Here is a 24,135-nt window from a genome sequence, read left to right on the forward strand (position 1 = left end):
TCCTATATATAAATTTTGAAGGAGAAAAAATGAATATAATAAGTTGTTTGAAAAAAATTCGTTCAAAATTAATTGGACCTACAATCACTCGTGTAGATGAGTTAGAAGGAAATATATCTTATAAATTAGATTTATTAAATAATTCAATGCATTTAGCAAATAAAAGTGAAAAATTAGAACAACAGTTAAATTTAATCATGGAAAAACTTGATGAAATACATTTAGATAGTTTAGATGAAAATGCGAAAAATAAACTTCAAGATAAAATGACAATTTATATAGATGTTATAAAAGAATTAATAAAAGATAAATATAGTTTAATAGACAAGTTAGATAAAGACTCATTAAAAGACTTTAAACTTACATGCCCAATATGTGGGAATGTCATAGATACTGATTCAACAAAAAAATATAATTCTGAATGTATATTTTTAGGCGGAAAACTAGAAAGATACACTTGTAACACTTGTAAAGCAATAGTCGGACCGATAAAAATGTTAAAATTAAATTCACAAGAATTATCAAAGGATTACGTGCATTCATATTCAGTATTTTCTGAAGGAGATTCCACACCAGCGGAAAAAGAAGCGTTTTATTCTTTAAATCCAACAAAAGAAGGATGTTATTTAAATTATGGATGTGGAGACTGGTCACATTCTATAGAAGAACTAAGAGCTGAAGGATATAATGTGTATGGATATGAGCCATATTCATCTACTTCAAATTCGTCATATATTATAACATCAGAAGAAATTCTTAAAAGTATGAAATTTGATGGTATTTTTTCAAATAATGTATTAGAGCATTTATCAGATCCTATTGAAAGATTTACATTTTTTAAAGGATTATTAAAAGATGATACATGTTTAATGTCTCATGCAACACCATGCTATGAATATTGCTATGAATATACTAGATTTCATCTGATTTTTTATACTGGAAAGGCTTTAGATTACCTTTGTAAAAAAACTGGATTTAAAATTGATAGAATAATAAAAAAAGAAAATCCACAAGATTTTATATGTGTGATTTACAAGAGTAGTACATTAAATTTAAAATCATGTGTATGTAAACAAGAGCAGTTAGAAAGTGTTGAATTTAATAAACTTTGCAGAGAACTAAAGGTAAAAGAATGGTTTGAACAATTTAATAAAGTAAATAATGCAGGAATACCTAATAATATTTTGCATAGAAAGAGTTGGGAATATGCTTATATTGTACAAGCATTATATGAGAGAGGAATGTTGGTGGAAAATAGCAAAGGATTAGGTTTTGCAGTTGGCACAGAGCCTTTACCAGCATATTTTGCTACTAAGGGATGTGAAATATTAGCAACGGACCTTGAACCTATTGAAGAATCTGCTGAAAACTGGATTCAAACAGGACAACATGCTGCAGGGAATATAAATGTTCTTAATCAACTTGGAATATGTGATAAAGAAACTTTTGAAAAAAAGGTTAAATATAAAAATGTAGATATGAATGATATACCTAAGGATTTAATAGAATTTGATTTTTGTTGGTCGAGTTGTGCAATTGAACATGTTGGAAGCTTAGAAAAGAGTAAACAATTCATTAAGAACATGTTGAAAACTTTAAAGCCTGGTGGAATTGCAGTACATACAACAGAATACAATTTAAGTTCAAATGATGAAACAATTACAGAGGGAGATAGTGTAATTTATAGAAGAAAGGATATAGAAGAGATTGTTAATTGGTTAAAGAATAATGGGCATGAAATAGAAGTAGATTTTAAGCGGGGAAATATGGAAGGCGATTTGTTCGTAGATCAGCCACCTTACTATAAGACTAATCCCAAATATCATATGTGTTTAAATATTGATGGACTTGATAGTACATCGTTTGGTTTAATTATACAGAAGAGAAAATAATGAATATAGTGAATAGTAGTAAGTAACTTTAAATAAAAATTCAACTTTAATATTAAAGAAGGATGTTATAAAACATGAAAATATACAAAAAAATATTAGAACATGATTTTGAAAAAATATACAAAAGCTTATCATTAATTATAATATTTATGTTTATATTGATTTCATCATTTTATTCATTTTCTAAGATTCCAACACCAATGGGGGAATCAGATGATTATATGTTAACTACGATATCCTTACAAAATAGGCTATCTTCATTTGTACTTGAATCTGATTTAGAACAGGCAAAAAAAGATTTTCCAAATCAATATGAATATTTAAAGAGTCAATATCCTAGCCAGTTCCCAATAAAGATTACGGAGCCTGTACATAAAGCACATGGATGGTATTTTGGAACATATTCTTTTTCTTGTATTCCGGCTAAATTAATATTAAAATCACTAAACTTAAATCAATCTTATGCATTTGTAATCACTAATGAAATTATGTATATAATTGCATTAGTAACTATATTTTTAAAATTAAGATCAAATTATAAAATTAAGTTTATTACAATACTGATGATTGCATTAAATCCTGCAATTTTCTATCTTACGTGGATGTCATCTGAAGTTATGACTTTTGCATTAGTTGTTTTGTCACTAGTTTTCTTTGCTAACCAAGAACATAAAAAAGCAGGATTTTTTGTTTCATTGGCTGGAACTTTAAATCCTACAATTATGGTATATGGACTCGCTATTATAGTTGATTATTTCATTAAATTAGTAAACGAAAATAAGTATAAGAGTAGATGTAATTTTAAGAATTTAATTAAATATAGTATAAAAGATATTGTATTGTTAGCCATATGTTTTATACCATCAATAATACCATTTATATATAATTATATTAATTTTAGAATCATAAATTTGTCATCTAATATGAGTTCATTTAATGAATATTGGCCAAGATTTTTTTCATATTTATTTGATTTAAATTTAGGTATTTTGCCGTATTTTACTATAGGTTTAATAATATATTTTGCATTATTAATAGTGGGTATATTTAAGAAAAATGCATGTACATATGTTTTTGCTCTAGCATTTTTAGGAACCATTGGAGCATATTCAATAATGTTTCATATTAATTGTGGAATGACTGGAATATCAAGATATAATATTTGGTCAGTGCCTATAATGATATTTTTTATAACAACACAATATGAAAATTTAATTAAGAAAATTATATGGAAAAGAACTGTGTATGTTGGTATGATAATTTCATCTTTTATTAGTTTATTGGTAATTGTAAACTATGGGGGAGTTTTCCCTAATAAAACTAGTGATATGAAAATGACACCAATAGCAGAATTTATTCTTGACAAGTGTCCGTATATATATAATCCATATTATAATACTTTTATGATACGAGTTGCACAAATTACTGAATATGGAGGATATAAGAAACCAGTAATTTATGTTCAAAATGAAGGATATGTAAGGAAGATTCTAGTGACTCCTAAAACTACACATTTATTAGATGGGGCATTTTTTAATGACGATAAAGCCTTAGTAGATTTAGAAAATCAAATTAAAGTAATAAATAATAAAGATGGATATCAATATATAAATTTCAGCAGTAATACCAAATTAAAAATAAAACCTCAAATTCGATATGATAAATTCTTATATACTATTAATAAAGATAATATTTTAAATGAAAATTTAGTTTATGGTAATCAATTAAGTCACAATGACCTTGTATTAATAGAAAATAATAAATTGGTATTAAAAAAAGGTGGAATTATATTTGGGCCATACAAGCAAGTTAACCAAGGGCAATATGTTATTACAATTAAAGGAGATAACTTAGAAAAATCTATCTATAATGTAGCCTACAGCTCAGGTAATAAATTAATTAATATAGAAAAGAAATCAGAAATGCAAAATGAAATTGTATATAAATTTAAAGTAAATAAAAAAATCCAAGATGTTGAATTTAGAGTGCTTAACAATCAAGATAAAGATATTATAGTATCATCAATATTGTTAGAAAAAGTGGAGTAGTATAAGAAGTAAATATCTAGATATCTATGGGGGAATGGTAGTGAAAAAATATTTGAAATTGATGAGAATACATCATTATTTAAAAAACATATTAATTTTTTTACCACTTGTGTTTAGTAAAAATTTATTTAATGTTGAATTGCTAAATAAAACGATTCTGGCCTTTTGTTCATTTAGTATTCTTTCATCTATAGTTTATATAGTTAATGATATTCAGGATGTTGAAAAAGACAGGAAACATTCCATAAAATGTAATAGACCGATTGCATCTGGTTTGGTATCAATAAAATCTGCATATGTGTTAGCAATATTTATAACAACAGTTGGAGTAATACTAAATTATGTTGCATGTGGATTTAATGTAACTGCTTGGATTTTTATAATGACGTATGTGATATTAAATTTTGCATATAGCATGGGATTGAAAAACATTCCAATTATAGACGTTACTATTTTAGTATTAGGATTTTTATTGAGAGTTTTATACGGATCAGCAATCATAGATATAGAAGTCTCTAAATGGCTATACTTAACAGTAATAGCTATGTCATTTTATTTAGCATTAGGAAAAAGAAGAAATGAATTGAAAACTGAAGGAAATGAAACTAGAATAGTATTAAAATATTATAATCAGGATTTTCTTGATAAAAATATGTATATGTGTTTAGGATTAACTAATGTTTTCTATTCATTATGGTGTGTAGATTCTAATACCTTAGCAAGATATTCAAGTAATAATATTGTGTGGACAGTCCCTTTAGTAATGCTAATTTGTATGAAATATAGTTTGAATATTGAAGGAAATTCAGACGGCGATCCAGTTAGTGTGTTGTTAGATGATAAGGTATTAATTTTCATGGTTTTTATATATATAATTATTGTGTTAGCAATAGTATATATATAGCTTACCTTTATGGAAGAATTAATAGATAGCAATATAAATTAATAAAAAACGAATCAATTTTACATTGAATTACAATTAAAGTTGTGTATCAGGTAGTTTATTTAACAACAATTGGAAGACAAGATCTGATTGATTCGTAATTCCAGTTATGTTAAAGCGTTAATAATATTTACAAAAATAGACATAGGTGAATTAAAAATGAATACAAATAGGGTACTGGGATTGGATATTGTTAGGTTTTTCGTAATTTTATTTGTTCTAAGTGTTCATTTTTCTCATTTGAAATGTACCTAGCATCGTTTTTGACAGACTACTTGATATATCCATACTTTATAAAGAATTATTTCAAAACTCAGCAGCAATTTCTTAAATATTATTTAATAATAGTACCATTATCTTTTTTCTTAAGTCATCTTATAGCTTTTACAAGAAGATATACAAGCAGTATAATTTCAAAACAATTTAAAATTGATAAATTAGGCTTAGATAAAGCTTAAATAAGCTCAATATAAAATGGAATAAAAGTGTATCACTTTATATTCAATGAATATTAATACTCTTAGAGCAGTTTTTGCTTAAATAAACATTAACTTACGTGCTCATTAGCATAATTATTTTTACTTAAAAAATATTTGGTACATGTTTTTATGTGGATTGGAAAAATCTAATTACATACTACAATGCTATGTAGTACGTCTTCATACTTATCTATATTATTGATAGTATTTTAGAAGTTAATCTATTTTATTAAATTTTGTGCTTTGAGCACGCTAAAGGAATGAATTTTAAAATGAAAATATATCAAATACTACCTTCTTTATCATATGGAGATGCAATAGGAAATGAAGTAATAGCAATAGATAAAGTAATAAACGAATTAGGTTATACTAAGATGGTATTGTCTGACTATGTAGATTCTAAAATAAATATACAGGCAAAAATATATAATAGAGATAAATTTTATTCTGAACTATCTAGTGAAGATATTGTAATATATCATAAAGCTATAGGTAGTCACTTTTCTGATGAATTTAAAGAATATAAATGCAAAAAAATAATGATATATCATAATATGACTCCTAAAGGATTTTTTCTTCCATATAACAAAAGAACAGCTTCAAAACTTGAAAATGGAATTAAGCAATTAGAGAGTCTTAAGGGATATGTAGATTATATACTTGCAGATTCGGAATTTAACAAATTAGAACTAGAAGAAATGGGATTTAAATGTAAAATAGATGTACAACCATTAATTATTGATTTTGAAGAATATGAGAAAGAACCTAATGAAGATATCATAAAGAGATATAGTGCTCAAGGTACTAATATAATTTTCACAGGAAGAATAGCCCCAAATAAAAAACAAGAGGATGTTATAAAAGTATTTTATTATTATAAGAATTATGTTGATAACAATGCAAGACTTTTCTTAGTTGGATCACATAATGGAAATGAGAAATATTGTGCAAAATTAAAAGGATTTGTCAAGGAACTAAAATTAAATGATGTATACTTTACTGGTCACATTCCCTTTCAAGATATATTATCTTATTATAAGATTGCGGATGTATTCTTATGTATGAGTGAGCATGAAGGGTTTTGTGTCCCTTTACTCGAGAGTATTTATTTTGATATCCCAGTTGTAGCATTTAGTTCAAGTGCTATACCATACACACTTGGAGATAGCGGTGTTCTTTTGAATTCTAAAAATTATATCGAGTATTCAGAAGTCATAAGGAAGATTATGAATGATACTAAATACAAACAACAGATTATTGAAAAGCAGAGAAAAAATTTACATAGATTTAAGAAGGAAATTACTGCTGAGATATTTAAAAATAACTTAAATGATTATATTTATAATATGAAAGGTGAAAACTTGTAATTATGTATTTTAGATATAAAGAAATTGAATTTCAAGAACTTCAAGATATAAATAATTTAGAATATCATAAGGTCTTTTTTAAGTTAAAGATGATGAGATTAATAAAACTATCAAAAAAAGTAATCACTAAATTAAAGATGATATATAAATCCAAGCTAATTAGGTAAGGTGGAATTTCCAAATAAGAGAATATTACTTGATTTAGAACCTTGTCGTAATAATCGTTCAGGCATAGAAATTTATACATATAATATAGCTAAAAATTTAGAGAGACTTATTTTCGATATTAAAGTATCTAAGATATTAAAGAAATATTTTTGATTTTAAAAAGTGACTGTTTATGTCACTTTTTTGATATAATGGATTATATCAGCGATAAAGGAGTCATTGCTTTGAATAAAATATTATTAAATGGTCTACATTATGAAAATAATGGAGCAGGAATTTCTAAATATAATGAAATGCTATTAAAGATGTTTATAGAAGAAAATTATGATGTTGATATATTGATTAGAGATGAATTTAAGAATAAATTAGTTTCCAATAATTTAATTTTTGCTAATAAAAACATTAGAGGAAGTAAAGATAGGATAATATGTGAGCAGTTAAAATCTATAGGTTTATATAAAGATTATGATGTAGTTCATTTTCCAGATTATGCAACACCTGTATTATATAAAGGAGCAAAAGTTGCAACTATTCATGATATGGCAATGTATACTATGAGAGATAAGTATACTGCTATGCAGAATATAACCAAGAATATTCTTTTAAAAAATACTATTAATTCTGCAGAAAAACTAATTTGTGTTTCTGAGTTTTCAAAGAAAGAATTACTTTATTATTATCCTAAGGTAGAAGATAAGGTAGAAGTAATTTACGAAGGTGTTAATATACCTAAGATAGACATAAGTTACGATGAAGAAATTAAAGTTTTAGATAAATTTGATATAGTGGATAATAAATATATCTTATATGTTGGAACTATTGCGCCTCATAAAAACATTAAAAATTTAATACAAGCATTTAAAAATATAACAAATGAAATCCCCGAATACAAACTAGTTATAGCAGGTAAAAAGGGATGGATGTATAATGATGTTTTTGAAGAAGTTAGAAAATTAAAGCTTGAAAATAAAATTGTATTTACAAACTTTGTAAGCAATTTTGAACTTGAAGTATTATATAAAAATGCCAATTTATTTGTGTCAGTATCATTATATGAAGGGTTTGGATTTCCACCATTAGAAGCTATGGGCAGAAAATTACCGGCACTTGTTTCTGATATTGAAATATTTAAGGAAACTTGTAGTGACTGTGCAATTTATTGTAATCCGAAGGAAGTAGATGATATTTCATTTAAAATATTACAAATACTAAATGATAAAAATCTTCAAAATGATTTAATTAGAAAAGGCAAGGAAAGAGTAGAATTTTTTGATTGGAAGAAGACAGCTAAAGAAACTTATAATTTATATTTAAAGATTATAGAATAAGATAGTAAACTCAAAGAGCAATTATGAAGTCTTAGGAAAAACTATATATTAATAAAAATTAATCCCTTTAGTGTATGCTAACCGGGATGTACAGAGGAGAATTGATTTTATGAAAGTAGCAATTGTGCATGAATGGTTCAGCGGTATAGGTGGTTCAGAGAAGGTTGTTAAGGCTTTTCATGAGCTTTTTCCAGATGCACCTATTCATGTTTTTATACATAATAAAGATAATATGCCGGAAGAATATAACAAAATGGATATAAGAACATCATATCTTCAAAAAATACCTTTTGCAAAAACAAGGTACCAAAATCTGCTTCCACTTATGCCTCATGCTGTAGAACAATATGATCTATCAGAATATGATTTAGTTATAAGCTCTTCAACCTGCTGCGCTAAGGGAGTTATAACTAAAGCAGATACATTACATATATGTTATTGTCATACCCCAATGAGATATGGTTGGGATTTATATCACCAATACATAGGGGAAAAGAGTAAATTAATGCAGTGGATTATAAGCTTTCAGATGCACAAAATAAGACTTTGGGACAAACTTTCGGCAGATAGAGTTGATTACTTTGTGGCAAATGCTAACAATGTGGCAAAAAGAATACAAAAAAATTACAGAAGAGATTCAAAGGTAATATATCCGCCTGTAGACACAGACTTTTATACTCCTTCAGATAAAAATGGAGAGTATTATCTTATAGTTTCTCGCCTTGTAGGATATAAAAGAGTAGATTTAGCCATAGAAGCTTTTAATGAATTAGGACTACCTTTAGTAATAATAGGAGGAGGTCTTGAGCATAAAAAGTATAAGTCTATTGCTAAAAATAATATATCTTTACTAGGAAAGCTTTCAGATGAAGAAATGCGAGAGTACTATAGAGGGTGTAGGGCCTTTATTTTTGCAGGTGAAGAAGACTTTGGAATAACCCCAGTGGAGGCACAGGCCTGTGGAAACCCTGTTATTGCATATGGTAAAGGTGGAACATTGGAAACGGTTATTGATAGACAAACAGGAATATTCTTTTATGAACAAAGTGTAGAATCCCTTAAAGAAGCTGTATTGAAAATGGAGCAGTCTTATAGTAATTTTGATAAAAGTGTAATAAGGCAGAATGCTTTACGATTTAGTGTAGAAAGATTTAAAAAAGAATTTATGGATTTTGTTAGTGAAAAGATAAAAGAATTTAATAATATGTAAAACAAAAAGTAAACATACTATTAAATTAAATTGTAAGAAAGAGAGATATATATGATAAAAGAAAATCAAAAGTATTTAAATAGATTTCAAGTTTTTTTAGATACTTTATGTATAATATTTTCTTTAATTTTTGCATGGTATATAAGATTCAAGAGTGGTATTCTACATATTACAGGTGAAGGTGGATACTTAACTTTTAATCAATACTTAAAGCCTGTTATATGTATAATTCCTATTTATTTGTTTATTTATAATGCATTTAATCTCTATACTCCCTATAGATTTAAGCGTATATATGAAGAATTTATAAATATATTAAAGGCCAATATAGCTGGTATTTTAATTTTTATACTTGTCTTATTTATGTTTAAAGAGATGGATTATTCTAGATATCTTCTTTTTATTTTTAATGGAATATCTATATTTTTCACTACTGCTGAAAGAATTTTTATAAGAGTATTTTTAAGGCATGTAAGAAAAAATGGATATAATATGAAGCATATTCTTATTGTAGGCTATAGCACTCTTACTATAGAGCTTTTAAAAAGACTTAAAAGAAATAAACAGTGGGGATATAATGTAGTAGCTATAATTGATGATAACAAGAATTTACATAAGGAAGATATAGAATATAGTGCTTTAAGTGAATATAAAAAGGCTTTTGGGGAAGTAGCTGCATCTATACAAGGAGCAGAAAATATAAATGGAATTAATAAATTGCAATTTTATTTGGATAACTATGGCATAGATGAAGTTTTTATAACATTACCTATTGATGAATATAATAAGTTAGAGAATATTATTAATATATGTGAGAAAAGTGGTGTAAGAACTCAAATTATACCTGACTATTATAAATATATTCCTGCTAAGCCATATGTAGAAGAGGTAGATGGGTTACCAATAATCAATATAAGGTACATCCCATTAGATAATTTAGCTAATAAGATGATTAAGAGATTTTTTGATATAGTTATATCCTTAATAAGTATAATTTTATTTTCCCCTATAATGTTAGCAACAGCTTTAATTATAAAAATAACATCACCAGGGCCAATTTTCTTTAAGCAAGAAAGAGTAGGGCTAAATAAGAAGAACTTTAATATGTACAAATTTAGATCAATGCATATGCAAAAGGATGAGGAAGAAAAAGTTCAATGGACAACTGAAAATGACCCTAGAAAGACTAAATTTGGTTCCTTTATAAGAAAAACAAGTATAGATGAATTACCACAGCTATTTAATGTGCTAAAGGGAGACATGAGTCTAGTTGGTCCAAGGCCTGAAAGACCTTTCTTTGTAGATAAATTCAAAGAAGAAATACCTAAGTATATGGTTAAACATCAAGTTAGACCTGGAATTACTGGATGGGCACAGGTTAACGGTTGGAGAGGAGATACATCTATAGAGAAAAGAATAGAGTGTGATATCTATTATATTGAAAGCTGGAGTTTTTGGCTTGATATAAAGATTATGTTTTTAACTGTGTTTAAAGGCTTTGTAAATAAGAATGCTTATTAAGAACGAGCGTTCAAGTTTATCTACTACGCAAAAGTAAAAAAGTTTTTTATTATAGGTTGTATTGATCAGTAAAAAGAAGTGATTATATTCTAGATAACCACTTCTTTTCATATACAACTATTTAATTTTTGTATCTATGAAGGCTAATCCTGCTGAGTTACTATTTTGATCAGTGCTACCTTTTGTAATTACAAAAACAAATCTAAGAGTATCAATATCTTCCACATTAATATCCATGTTTACAAGATCATCAAGAGAATTTACCTTATACTCCTTTATTAAAGCGTCATCCCCATAAACCTTAAGAATGCCTTCATTACCATATCGAGTTATACCGACCTTTCCAGTTATACTAGTATATTTTTGGTTAAGGTTAAAACTCATATATGTATTTAAGTTTGAATTATAGGAATTTGCCATTTGAAATCCATAATAGGTTTTGCTGCCGCAAGTAAAATTATCTTGTTTATAGAAATCTCGGTTATTAGGATCAAAGGCAGCATAATGAGGTGTTAACACTTCATTTAAGTAAGGGTGCTCTTTTAAGTTACCAAATGAATTTAGAAGATTATTAGATACTGAACCTTCACCGCCTAGAACTGTAATATGTTTTATATCTGAAAATTTTGAGTTAATTAGTTTGCTTGTTGCAATAGGAATAGGATCTTTTATTAGTATTATTGGTGAAGAGGTTTTTGCAGCTATTACAGATGCACTTAGACCATCCGCAAAACCTTCTCCAGAGGCTATATAGGTTTCAGTAAAATTTAATTCATTGTTAAACTTATGTATAACATTAGAGTTTCTCTCATATGCGTCAGTTCCGTCTATTCTTACGGCATTAGGAAGTTGATTAACTACAGTATCACTAATCAAGTCTTTCCCAGCAACTACATGAGTTTTCACTGATTTATTCTCATCAAAATAACTTTTAATATTGTCAGAGATCACATCACTTGGTGGAACTAAAACAATAGGTGCTTCTTTTTTCGCTGCTATTGAAGATATTGATAATGCATCTTTAAAGTCTTCTCCTGTTGTAACAAATACTTCTGAAGGTACAGGAAGTTTTTTAGCAACCTTTATTGAAGTTTCATATCTATCTTGTCCACTGATACGAGTAGTGGAAATTCTCATACCAGTCAGTGTTCTTTCTACTTCATTTGGTATTACACCAGTTCCTCCAATTATGAATACTTGCTTTACACCACGTTTCTTTAAAAGATCTATAGTATTATTGTCTAAGTAAGATTGGTTGTTGCTATTTACAGGAAGCAAGATAATTGGAGCATCATAGTGCTTTGCTAGTGGAGCAGCACTAAGAGAATCTGGGTAATTACCACCAGATACTAAAACTGCATAGTTAAAATCACCTATTATATTTCTATAAATTAATTTTCTACAAGTTTCATATCTATCTTGTCCACCTTGATGAGTATAATATACTGTGCTATCTGCGGCATGAGCACTAGTTAGGGTAAAAATGAAAATAATACTGAATACTAGTGCTATAGTTAAATTAATAAACTTAAATTTTTTCATCCCAAATATCCTCCCTTTTATTGTGTTAACTAAATTGTACCATATAATTAAGTATGTGGTAAATAGCAAGTTCGAGCAAGCCCTCTAAGCGAAAATGGGACATTTGAATATACTACATGGCAGGAATAACAGATAAAAGTCTAATGTTATAAAAAAGTCTTAATAAAAGACCCATTGAGGAAAATTTATCCTGAATGGGTCCTTTTCAAATATTGTGTAAATTTATTTTTTATATTTAATTTTGAGGTATATTTCTAGTTAACATTGTAGATAGCTGCTTTACTGGAAGTAAGGCTATTATTACCATACATATAGCTCCTTCAACTCCTATAAATATACCATTTACAACTAGTGAGTATAAAACTGGAGACATACCTTTAGGGGCAAAACTACCGAAGAATACTACTCCAGATATAAAGTGACATAAGAATCGTGTAAACAAGGCTATAAATGTCCCTAAAAGCTTATTATTTTTGAAATGGCCTGCAAGTCCTAATGCCATAAATGGTAAAGGGTAATCAAATAAAACTTGTACAGGGTGAAGTATATATGGATCCAAAATTAATGTTATTATTCCATATAAAAAACCCGTGAGGAATCCTACTTCAGAACCATAGAATATAGCCATTAAGATAATAGGAATCATACTTCCTAGAGTAACACTACCACCTTGAGGTAAGTGATATATTCTAAAAATCTTAAGTACGGTAGCTAACGCTAAAGCAATGCCTATTTGTGCAATTAAATGGGTAGTAAATTTTACTTTTTTTACTTTGGCTATAAATACAATGATAAGAATCAATCCAAGAAGTGCAAAAATAGATGTTGGATGTGATATAATTTCTAGAAAATTTTTATATAAAGACATAAAAAATACCTCCTTTGTACCATTGAGGTACCTGTATAACAAGAAATCCTATTCTTGTGGAATACGATTAGTATTTTAGAGAACATCGCTTTCCTACGCTGGCATTATCCAGATCAGGTACAAGGGTTAATAAAAAAGTTTATTTCTCAGCCGTTAAGGCACCCCTAGCACTAAATGTTTAATTATTTACTGATTATATTATAGTATATAACACAGAAGGTTTCAACAATCCTCTAGTTAAAGCTTGTGTCAATTTCTAGTGGACAATTTCATTTTCCAAATGAAAATAAAAAAAGAAATTTACAATGAAAAATAAGATATAAAACATAAAATTATGGGGAATTATAAATATACTAACTATAATTATAAAACTTTTAAGTTGATATAAATATATGTTATAGATACAGTGTACTATGGCTTTCTTCATATAGGAGGCATTATTATGAACAAGAAAAGTAAAAAAAGATCCCTAATTTCTATATTTATGATATTGGTTTTAAGTATATCTTCATTGATAATCCCAATTAATGCTAAATCAGAACAGATTATAAGAATAAGTGGTGTCGACAGATATGCTACTGCAGCACAAGTTGCTGTAGCAAATTGGCCAACTAGTGATACGGTGGTATTGGTATCTGGTGAAGGTTATGCAGATGCAGTAAGTGCAGTGGTTTTAGCAAAGAAATTAAATGTGCCAATACTTTTAACTCAATCCAATTCTCTAAACAATGATACTAAAAATGCACTAAGTTCTTTAAAAACAAAAAATATATATATTGTAGGAGGTAACGCATCAGTCTCCGAATCCGTAAGAAGAGGATTAAGATCTCAATATAGATTGACAGAACTTAAAGGTAACAGCAGGTATGAAACTAATGCAGCAGTTGCTAGAGAATTACTATCTCTTGGAGTAAGTTCAAGTGATGTTTTATTAGTTGGAGGAGAAGGTTTTTGTGATGCTCTATCAGTAGCTCCTATAGCAGCTTCTAAAGGGCAGATACTATTATTAGGGAGTAACAATATTGATGATATAAAACCTATTATAGATTTTGTCAAAACTAATAATTCTGCCGTAACAATTATTGGAACTAAAAATATTATAAGTGATAACATACTGAGTATTCTTGGAAAAGCTAAAAGAATTGATGGAGGACAAAATAGATTTAATACTAATCAAAAAATTTTAGAGGTAACTAACAGTTACAAATAAGTTATAAGAAGTCATAAAATATTAACAATAATTATAACTTAGAAAATTGTTGACAGCCTCCCATGTTCGTAAAGAGCATGGAGTGATGTATGAAATACATCCAAAATCCTTTGAATTGCTGGAAACCCCTAAAGCTAACTAAACTACAACGTAAGGATGAAATAAGCCTAAGCGTGATAGTTACGAAAGTGGAAAAAATTAGTTAGATAGCATAAGGTTAAATCCTAAGTGCAAATAAACCGAAAGGTTTTAATAATGGGCAATCAGCAGGTAAGCCTCGAAAAGAGGAAACTTCAACGACTATCCTGTGATGGGAGTACATTACAAGCTATTGGTAGTGGAAGTGGAGGACACCGATTAGGTGGTGATATAGTCTACGCTCATATGAAAGTATGAGAAGTTCATAAGTTTTACAAGACTTTGAGAACTGCTTAGTAGTAGCGATACTAGGTGAATGAGCATAAAACTTGTAACAAGTTATAAATATATAAAGATAATCTATAAGTGATAATGTAATCTTTTTAAAACTTACCTCATTATTATAATACCTAATAATTGGGAGATAATAATACTAGAAAGTGAGGTGAGAATATGATTAAAGCAATAAAAATAAGATTAAAGCCAACTAATGAACAGGAAATATTAATGTTTAAATCTGTAGGTTGTGCAAGGTTTGCATACAACTGGGGTTTAGCAAAATGGGAAGAAATGAATAAGCAAGGGATTAGACCTTCAAAAGTAAAAATAAGAACTGAATTTAATAATATAATTAAAAAAGATAGTAATTATGTATGGTTAAAGGAAGTATCTGCACAGGTTATGCAGCAAGTTTTTGAGGATTTAAATGATGCTTATAACAATTTCTTTAAGGGAATATCTAAGCATCCTAAATTTAGAAGTAAGAAAAAATCTAAAAAATCCTTTTATGTTAGATATGATGCTATTAAATTCAAAGATGGAACAGTTAATATAGAGAAAATAGGTAAGGTTAAATATAAAACAAATTATAAAATACCTATTTTACCTAAATATAATAATCCAAGATGTGAATTTGACGGCAAGTATTGGTATCTAACATTGAGCTTTGAACACAACGAAAACCAAGTTGAGTTAAATAAGGATTTATCTATTGGAATTGACTTAGGAATCAAGAATTTAGCAGTTATAAATTGTTTAGATAAACCAATAAAAAACATTAATAAATCTATGAAGGTTAGAAAGCTAAAAAAGAAATTAAAAAGATTACAAAGGCAAGTATCAAGAAAATATGAAGCAAATAAAAAAGGTAAGGAATTTGTTAAGACTAAAAACATAATAAAACTTGAAAAACAAATTAAACTTATCTATAGAAAGTTAAACAATATAAGACTTAACCATATTCATCAAGCCACTAATAAAATAGTTAAATTAAAGCCATATAGAGTTATTATGGAGGATTTAAATATCAGTGGGATGATGAAAAATAAACATTTATCAGAAAGCATACAAGAACAAAAATTCTATGAGTTTATTAGGCAGATAAAATATAAGTGTGAGTTTAATGGAATAGAGTTTGTTCAAGCAGATAGATTCTATTCTTCAAGTAAAATTTGCAGTTGTTGTGGAAATAAAAAAGAAGATTTAAAGCTAAAGGATAGAATTTATGTATGCGATAAATGTGGATCAGAACTAGATAGAGACAAAAACGCTTCAATTAATCTTGGTAATTATAAATTAGCGTAGTATCACTAAAAAGATAATGCTAATGTGTACCCTGCGTTGTAGGGGAATTTAAGCCCTTGGAGAACTATACCAAACTAAAGTAGATTGTATAAATAATTGAAATAGGGTTCGCAGGTAATGCCATAAAAATGATCAGCGAATAGGGAAGATTATTGGGTAACTATAATCAAAATAAAATTTATATATTTATAACTTTTTATAAGTTTTATGCAACGGCTTTTAAAGGTATTATTAAAACAGATAGGATGTATGTTGCCAATGCATCGGGCGAAGGTTTTCCAGACTCCTTAGTTGCCTCTGCTTTAGCGGGAAAATATAATTCTCCACTTATACTTTTAGACACTGAAGGCTCACCAGATACTTCAAATGCCATTAGTTATATTAAAGATAATAAAAGTAATAACACTAATGTAAGTGTCATAGGTGGAACTGGAGTTGTTTCAGATGCAACCTTTAATCGTATAAAGTCTGCAATTTCTACGGTGGCATTTAATGAAGAAATAACTTCTGTAGAAACTGTAATTAATCAAGTTGTCGACATAAGAACTAGTAATCAAGCTTTAAGGTTTACTGTTAACGGCGGGAAGTACGTCCCAATAGAAAGTATAGTCAGCGCTGGCTATAGTCTTACTTTTGTCACTGACAGCCCAGTATTTAGCTATGATACAAGTACGGATAAATCTCAAACAAGCAAAAATGGTATATTAGATAATACTGCTTTAACATATTTTTATTATGGAAGTACTGCAAATACTAGCACTGTTTTAAAGGATAATTTTAAATATCAAGTTCAAGTTTATAAAGGTGGAGCTCTAGTAGCATCTTCTGATTTAACTAGAGTTGATATTATTGATAGAAATACTACTGCGGCTCTCATAACAGATTATACAATAAGATTTCTCAGAAGGGACACTACAGGAGGATATGTTCCAATTAATAGTGGTGATAGGACAGCTGCAACTACATCAAGTAACCTATCTACAAAGGTTACAAGTGGAAAACTAGTTGAAGGGGAGAAAGCTTCTGTTAGTGAGGTTAAAGGGGCTTTAATAAATGGTGAAACTAAAGTAATAGTAAAGAATCTTAAGTTCTATAGTTCAAATCCATTTGTTGCAACAGTAGATGAGAATAGCGGTATTATAACTGCTAATAGTAGTGGAAATTTTAATCTTACAATTAAATCTGGAGATACACATAAAGATATTCCTATGGTTGTAGTAAGAGAAAGTAGAATAGTTAGTAGTGTTTCTGCTAGTGTTTCTTCAATTAGACTAGGGAAAAATGCTAATATTATGGTCTATATAAGGTCTTTAGATCAATACGGAGATGACATACAAGGTACTGTTATAGTTCCTACGGTATCTAATTCTACAGTGACTAATACAGAAACCACAAAGGATACAGAGTATGCAGTTAGATATGTAAAAAATCAGAATGGAGAGCGTATAGCCTATGAAAGAGTAGTAGCTCAGCCTAACATTGATGGTAAAGCTATAATTGAAGTTATAAATAATGCTAATACTCCAAATACAGGAGAAGGAGTATTAAATATAGTTAACAATAGAGGAGCAACCCTTTTAAGTATTCCGCTTACAGTTACTCCGTCAGTAGTAGTTAGCAGTACTAAACTTGAAGCTGCAAAGGATGGAGAATCAGAAAATTTAACATTAGACTTAAATCCACAGGGAGCAAAGGAAAAAAGTGATAGGTATGTTAGGCTTACTCTAAATAAATATTCTGCAGATGGAGTTTCTCTTGGCACGGTAACTAGTAACAGTGAGGATTTTGGAAAGTATAAGTTTTATATTACACAGAATATAAATAATAAAATATTCGATGATTCAAAGGCTACTGATAAATCGCTTATACCAATTGACATAAATCCAGAGGGAAGTATTATAGTAACTACCGCCTATGGAGTAATTAATGAAGGATTTACAGGAGCATTTACATCAACAATTATACCTAGCAATAGAGTAGAAAATAATAGAAATATAATAACCGTTCCTCATACAGGAAAATCAAATATAATTGCCAGGGCCTATGACCCTGTAAGTAAAACTGAAGGACAAATTTTAAGTAATATCAATATAAAAGTTGAAGATACATCACCAACTATTACCGCTGTTACTTTTCAAAGTAATATAGAGGGAAAACCATCTCTCCAATCTAAAATTACCAATGTAGTAAATATTAGTTTAAGAGATATAGTTAAAGAAGAAAATATCAAAATTAATAATTTAAACGGAGATGGTATTGTCAGAATAGCAAACAATGGAGCTATATTTATTAGATATGAAGATGGTATACCAGGTGCTATTAAAAATATAAGAAGTGGAGAACCGGCATATAATCCATCAGCAGATATACTGTTAGGATATATAGTGACAGCCCCTAGTAGCAGTGATGTGGTCTATGCTGTAGTGAATGCCGATGGAACTATTTCAGCAAAATTAGCAAGAGGTAAGACTACTGGAAAAATTGTCATAGGTGTTAGGCGAGCTCATGAAGATGTACCATTTACAACAACAACGGCTAATATATCTAAATGAAAGCAGGAGTAAAAAGCTCCTGTTTTTTTGTGTTTAATAAATGTATTTGAAAGTAAGTGCTAAATTTCTTTAAAAATGTTTTACATAAATAAGTTAATCAAGGAATTTGGTGATAAAATGTCCAATAAAATCTTTAAACTATGTTGACATAAATATGAAAAAGTTGTTTAATAAAACTGACCAGTCAGTATTAAAAATTATATACTTAAATATAGGAGAGAGGAGATAGAATGAATTTTTTAAAGGTATTATGGAGTGATATATGTAACATATTTCAGAACAGATTCATTAGAGCTTCTGTTGTAGCTATAATTATGATACCTCTCATATATGGAGGACTTTACTTAGCTGCTTTTTGGGACCCTTATGGAAAAACAGAAAATCTACCTGTTGCAGTTGTCAACCTAGACCAAGGTGGAGTAATGGATGAAGAAAAAGTTAATTATGGTAATGATATAGTAGACAAGCTAAACGATAACGATGATCTAGATTGGAAATTTGTAAAAACCCAAAAAGAAGCAGAAGAGGGACTTGAAGGTGATAAGTATTATTCAATGATGGTTATCCCTAAAGATTTTACTCAAAGAATGGCTGATGTAGATAAAGGTAAATTAGATAAGCCTCAAATAATATTTGTAGCTAATAAAAAGAAAAATTATGTTGTTGGTTTAATAAGTGATAAGGTTGCTAATGCTCTCAAGCAAGATGTTACTAAAAGTATGGTGGATAACTTTACTTTAAAGGTTTTTGATAATCTATATGAATTAAGAGATGGTATGGAAGCAGCTACCGATGGAACTGCACAGGTTAGAGATGGGGTAACTGATCTTAAGGATAAAGTTCCTGCTATGAAAGATGGAATGGATAAACTTTATGATGGATCCTCTTCCTTATCTGATAAAATGAAGGATGCTTCTGATGGAAGCAATAAATTGAGAGATGGTATTGGAACCTTAAACAGTAAAATGCCTGACTTGGTAGATGGTGTAAGTAGATTGCTTAAAGGATCTTCTAATTTAACGGATAAAGTAGGAGATGCCCTAGATGGTAGCAAAAAGCTAAGAGATGGAGTTACTTCTCTTAATGATAAAATGCCGGATATGACTGATGGTGTAAACAAACTTTATGATGGATCAACTAGTATGCAAGATGGATTACATGAAGTCCATGATAATATGCCTAAGATGGTAGAGGGTGTTGGAGATCTTAGAGATGGTGCAAAGAAACTTTATGATGGCTCTAAGACTTTAGCTGATAGTATAGGTCAACTGCAAGGTGGTGCCGCTCAGATGCAAGGGCAGGTTTTAAATGGCCTAAGTGGAGGGTTACCTACTAAAGAACAGATGGACGCATTATCAAAGGGAGCAGATGCTTTAAATGGTAAAATGCCACCTGAAGATATAAGTACTATAAAAAATTTAGCAAATGGGTTGGGTAATTTATCTAGTGCTGCTAATGATTTAAAAAATGGAGTAGAGCCAAAAGATGAAAATGATCCAAGTCCAGATAAAAGAATAGGTGATAGTGCAGGACAAATTGCAAGTATAAAAACTACGGATATTCAAAAAGCTAGCAGTAATTTGGGAGATTTATCTACAAAACTAGGAGCTGGTATTTCACAATTACAGGCTGCCATTGCGGCAGAAACAGATGAGGCAAAAAAAGCAGCATTACAGCAGCAATTACAGCAATATACTCAGCAGAAAGCTGGCGTTGATACAATAAAAGGTGGAGTTGATGGTATTTATAACACCTTAGGTACAGAAACTGCTCAAAATGGATTAAAGGTTTTAAATGGATCAAGTTTGATGAAGGATGGAGCCTCAAAAATAAAGAAGAAAACAGAAACAGACTTTGGAAGTGGATTAGATAAGCTATATGATGGCTTAAATGAACTTTATGATAAAAGTACAGATCTTCAAAGCGGAACAGATTCACTATATAATGGTTCTCAAAACTTGAGAGATGGAGTAAGTAAATTCAAAGGGACAGTTCCTGATTTAACTAATGGTGTAAGTACATTATCTGATGGAACCAGAGATTTATCCGATGGATTATTTAAGATTCACGAAGGCTCCAAGACATTAACAGAAAAGCTTGGAGAATTAAATCAAAAAGTTCCGGATCTTCAGCAGGGAGTACAGGAGCTGAACGATGGCTCTACAGACTTGTCAGATGGTTTGTTAAAGATGTGGGACGGTTCGACAAAGCTTAGAGACGGAATAAAAACTCTTAAAGATAAAATGCCGGATTTAGAAGATGGTGCTAATAAACTTTATGAAGGAATTGCTCAGCTAAATGACAAGCTAAGGGAAGGAGCTGAGGAGCTTTCGGACAATCTAATTCAAAGCAGTAAGGCTATGGGAACTTTTATGTCTGACCCAATTAATTTAAAAGATAAGCCACTATATGAAGTTGAAAAATATGGAGAAGGATTATCACCATACTTTATATCGCTGGCTTTATGGGTAGGGGCACTTATGATGTTCTTCGTAATTACAGAAAAAGTTCATACTGATGTTAAAGTTGGACCAGTATCAGTAGTTTTAGGTAAGTATTTATCTTATGTATCTGTTGGAATACTTCAAGCGATACTTATAAGTTTTGCAGTTATGAGGTTAGGACTTAGACCTTCAAATGTTCTAGTATTTTATTTGTTTAACATATTCTTGTCCTTTGTCTTTATAGCTATAATCCAAAATCTTATATTCTTGCTTGGAGATGTAGGAAGACTTATTGCAGTTATTGTACTAGTATTACAATTGACGGCTTCAAATGGTACTTTCCCTGGAGAGCTTTTACCAAAGTTCTTTAAAACAATAGGGCCATTTTTACCATTTACTTATTCTATATCTGCACTAAGAGAAATAGACTCTGGTATCAATCATGCAGTATTAGCTAAGGATGTGGCTATTTTATTTGGATATATGATTTTCTTCTTAGCATCATCAGTGCTTTTAAAGCGTCATTCAGACAATCTTAAGGCTAAGCTTCAGGAAAATGGATTAGGTATAAATGTAAAAGATGTAGAAGAACTGATGGAGGCGAAATAATCTTTAAGGTATAGATATTCAACCTGAGTGTTTGACTTATTAGCGGTACCCCTATGAATACCTTAGTTAAGTCAATTGTCAAAGTTGGATATCTATATATAAAGGGCTTTAGGTAAGCGTTTATATTTGGAGCCCGCAATATAAAGAAGTGGGGTGAAAGTAACATGAACAAGAAAAGGATATCAGTAATATTAGCGGCAGTTAGTATATTATCTTTTAATGCTGGTTTTACAGGAAAGACTGTATATGCTCAAAAGGCAGTGTATGCTGCAGCTACAGATAATAATACAGAGGAAATAGAATTTGAAGACAAAAATTTAGAAGATGCAGTAAGAGATAAAATAAATAAGATAAGTGGTCCAATAACTAAAAATGATTTAATAGATGTGAAGGAATTAAGTATAAGAAATAAAAATATAAAGAGCCTTAAGGGGATAGAAAATTTAAAGGATTTAGAAACCTTAGATGCAAGTATTAATAAGATAGAAAGTTTAGAGCCACTTAAAGCCTTAACCAATTTACAAAAGTTATATTTGTATGGCAATAAGATAAAGGATTTAACTCCTCTTGAAGGCTTATATAATCTTCAAAAAATAGATTTAATGGATAATAAGATAAGTGATTTGGAGCCAGTATCAAAGCTGACTCAGTTGTCTGAGCTAAATTTAACAAAAAATGAAATAGAGGATGTTAAAGATTTAGAAGTTATGCATACTTTAAAGGTTCTTATGCTTGGAGAAAACAAGATAAGTGATGTGTCTGGTTTATCTAAGCTTCAAAGTCTCCAAAGTTTGTATTTAAGTAAAAATAAGATAAAAGATATAAGTCCTTTAAAAGATTTGGCGAATTTAACTAAGATAGCACTAGACCAAAATCCTTTTAGTGATGGAAGTCCACTTTTAAGTTTGAGAGATTTGCAGCGTATATCACTGGATAAGGATAAAATTGATAACATAAAAGATTTTAATACAGATAACTTTCCGGATTTAGTTTGGTTAAAGTATAGAGGTCAAGAAATAACTGATTTTGATAAAGTAAAATACATTATAGATGATGCCAACACAGTAGTTATTTTTAAGGATAAAAATTTAGAGAAGGAAATCAGAAAAAGTATAGAGAAACCTTCTGGAGATTTAAAAAAGTATGATGTAGAGTTTATTGAGGATTTAAATCTGTTTGGGAAAAATATAAAAGACCTCTCTGGAATAGAGAGCTTGACATCCCTTAAATCTTTAAATTTAGGTAGAAATAGCATAGAGGATTTAAGTCCTATAAGAGGGTTAAGTAACCTTGAAAATTTATATATATTAAAAGCTAAAGTGGAAAATTTAGAGGATTTAGAGGAACTTACAAATTTGAAAGTGCTTCAGGTTTCAAGCTCTAAGCTTTCAGATATATCAGCTTTAAAATACTTAACTAATTTAGAGAGCTTAACTTTAGATGATAACAATATTGTAGATATAGAGCCTATATCAGATTTGACTAGCTTAGAAACATTAGATTTAAGTAAAAATCATATAAAGGATATCAATTGGTTAAAGAATTTAACAAGCATTAAGACTTTAAGCTTAAATGAAAATGGTATTTCAGATATAAGCTCTGTGAAAAATATGAATGACTTAGAAAGATTGTCTATAAATAAAAATAAAGTAGATTCACTAAAACCTCTAAAAAATGCCGCTGAGCTTGTTTGGCTTACAGCAGATGAGAATAAACTGACAAGCCTTGAAGGTATAGATAATTTAGTTAAGCTAAAGGAAATACATGCAGATTATAATAAGATAAATGATATCACTTCTATTAAAAGGCTAACAGATGTAGAGACATTAAGCCTTATGAGAAATAATATAAATGATATTACTGCATTAAGTGGATTGACTTCACTTAAAAATCTGTATCTCTATGAAAATAAAATAACTAATATAACACCACTTAGAGAAGCGAGAGATATAGTTAGATTGTACTTAGATAAGAATAATATAAGTGACATTAATGCGATATCTAATATGAAAGACTTACAAACTCTATCTATAAGTAAGAATAATATTACAAATATATCTGCTCTTAATGGATTGGAGAGACTTGATACATTAGATATCGGTGACAATAAGGTTTCAGATATAAGTGTAGTTAGCAGCTTAACAGCTTTAAAGAACTTAGTTCTTACTGATACAGATGTACCTAAATATATAATCAATTCACTTCCAAAGGAAATAGATGTAACAGAGTAAT

General features: G+C 29.2%; 14 protein-coding genes and 1 riboswitch. Of the genes, 12 read left to right on the forward strand and 2 right to left on the reverse strand.

Features of this window, described 5'->3' with window-relative positions; genetic code table 11:
* Positions 1-29: 29 nt before the first annotated feature.
* The 7 genes from ACZ5N4_RS01075 to ACZ5N4_RS01105 all read left to right on the forward strand — a co-directional run bounded on the left by ACZ5N4_RS01075 (position 30) and on the right by ACZ5N4_RS01105 (position 10,956).
* Complete coding sequence (locus ACZ5N4_RS01075) at positions 30-1,892, forward strand: methyltransferase domain-containing protein (RefSeq protein WP_464206382.1); 1,863 nt, start codon at positions 30-32, stop codon at positions 1,890-1,892.
* 74 nt (positions 1,893-1,966) lie between these two features.
* A complete protein-coding gene (locus tag ACZ5N4_RS01080) occupies positions 1,967-3,940 on the forward strand; it encodes a hypothetical protein (protein WP_464206384.1) in 1,974 nt (657 codons plus the stop codon).
* A gap of 34 nt (positions 3,941-3,974) precedes the next feature.
* Entirely contained in the window at positions 3,975-4,844 is an 870-nt protein-coding gene (locus ACZ5N4_RS01085; RefSeq protein WP_464206386.1) for a UbiA prenyltransferase family protein, read from the forward strand.
* Between the two features lie 790 nt (positions 4,845-5,634).
* On the forward strand, positions 5,635-6,729 hold the full coding sequence (locus ACZ5N4_RS01090) for a glycosyltransferase (RefSeq protein ID WP_464206388.1): 1,095 nt from the start codon (positions 5,635-5,637) through the stop codon (positions 6,727-6,729).
* Positions 6,730-7,121: 392 nt separating this feature from the next.
* Complete coding sequence (locus ACZ5N4_RS01095) at positions 7,122-8,225, forward strand: glycosyltransferase family 4 protein (RefSeq protein WP_464206389.1); 1,104 nt, start codon at positions 7,122-7,124, stop codon at positions 8,223-8,225.
* A gap of 109 nt (positions 8,226-8,334) precedes the next feature.
* Positions 8,335-9,435: a glycosyltransferase family 4 protein gene (locus ACZ5N4_RS01100; RefSeq protein ID WP_464206391.1), complete on the forward strand. Its 1,101-nt coding sequence runs from the start codon at positions 8,335-8,337 to the stop codon at positions 9,433-9,435.
* Positions 9,436-9,486: 51 nt separating this feature from the next.
* Entirely contained in the window at positions 9,487-10,956 is a 1,470-nt protein-coding gene (locus ACZ5N4_RS01105) for an undecaprenyl-phosphate glucose phosphotransferase (RefSeq protein ID WP_464206393.1), read from the forward strand.
* A gap of 117 nt (positions 10,957-11,073) precedes the next feature.
* Here ACZ5N4_RS01105 and ACZ5N4_RS01110 read toward each other — a convergent pair whose 3' ends face one another.
* On the reverse strand, positions 11,074-12,498 hold the full coding sequence (locus ACZ5N4_RS01110; RefSeq protein WP_464206395.1) for a cell wall-binding repeat-containing protein: 1,425 nt from the start codon (positions 12,496-12,498) through the stop codon (positions 11,074-11,076).
* A 235-nt stretch (positions 12,499-12,733) separates the two neighbouring features.
* Positions 12,734-13,366 (reverse strand): energy-coupled thiamine transporter ThiT, encoded by a 633-nt coding sequence (gene thiT / locus ACZ5N4_RS01115; RefSeq protein WP_464206397.1) that lies wholly within the window; start codon positions 13,364-13,366, stop codon positions 12,734-12,736.
* A 73-nt stretch (positions 13,367-13,439) separates the two neighbouring features.
* Positions 13,440-13,542, reverse strand: a riboswitch (TPP riboswitch).
* Positions 13,543-13,808: 266 nt separating this feature from the next.
* On the opposite strand from thiT, the gene ACZ5N4_RS01120 reads away from it, so the two are divergent.
* The 5 genes from ACZ5N4_RS01120 (at position 13,809) to ACZ5N4_RS01140 (ending at position 24,134) form a co-directional block, all read left to right on the forward strand.
* Complete coding sequence (locus ACZ5N4_RS01120) at positions 13,809-14,576, forward strand: cell wall-binding repeat-containing protein (protein WP_464206399.1); 768 nt, start codon at positions 13,809-13,811, stop codon at positions 14,574-14,576.
* A gap of 591 nt (positions 14,577-15,167) precedes the next feature.
* A complete protein-coding gene (locus ACZ5N4_RS01125) occupies positions 15,168-16,298 on the forward strand; it encodes an RNA-guided endonuclease InsQ/TnpB family protein (protein ID WP_464206401.1) in 1,131 nt (376 codons plus the stop codon).
* A 152-nt stretch (positions 16,299-16,450) separates the two neighbouring features.
* Complete coding sequence (locus ACZ5N4_RS01130) at positions 16,451-18,850, forward strand: cell wall-binding repeat-containing protein (protein WP_464206403.1); 2,400 nt, start codon at positions 16,451-16,453, stop codon at positions 18,848-18,850.
* A 230-nt stretch (positions 18,851-19,080) separates the two neighbouring features.
* Positions 19,081-21,903 (forward strand): YhgE/Pip family protein, encoded by a 2,823-nt coding sequence (locus ACZ5N4_RS01135; RefSeq protein ID WP_464206405.1) that lies wholly within the window; start codon positions 19,081-19,083, stop codon positions 21,901-21,903.
* A gap of 164 nt (positions 21,904-22,067) precedes the next feature.
* Positions 22,068-24,134: a leucine-rich repeat domain-containing protein gene (locus ACZ5N4_RS01140; RefSeq protein WP_464206407.1), complete on the forward strand. Its 2,067-nt coding sequence runs from the start codon at positions 22,068-22,070 to the stop codon at positions 24,132-24,134.
* Position 24,135 lies beyond the last annotated feature (1 nt).

It is taken from the genome of Clostridium nitrophenolicum (genome assembly GCF_055391695.1).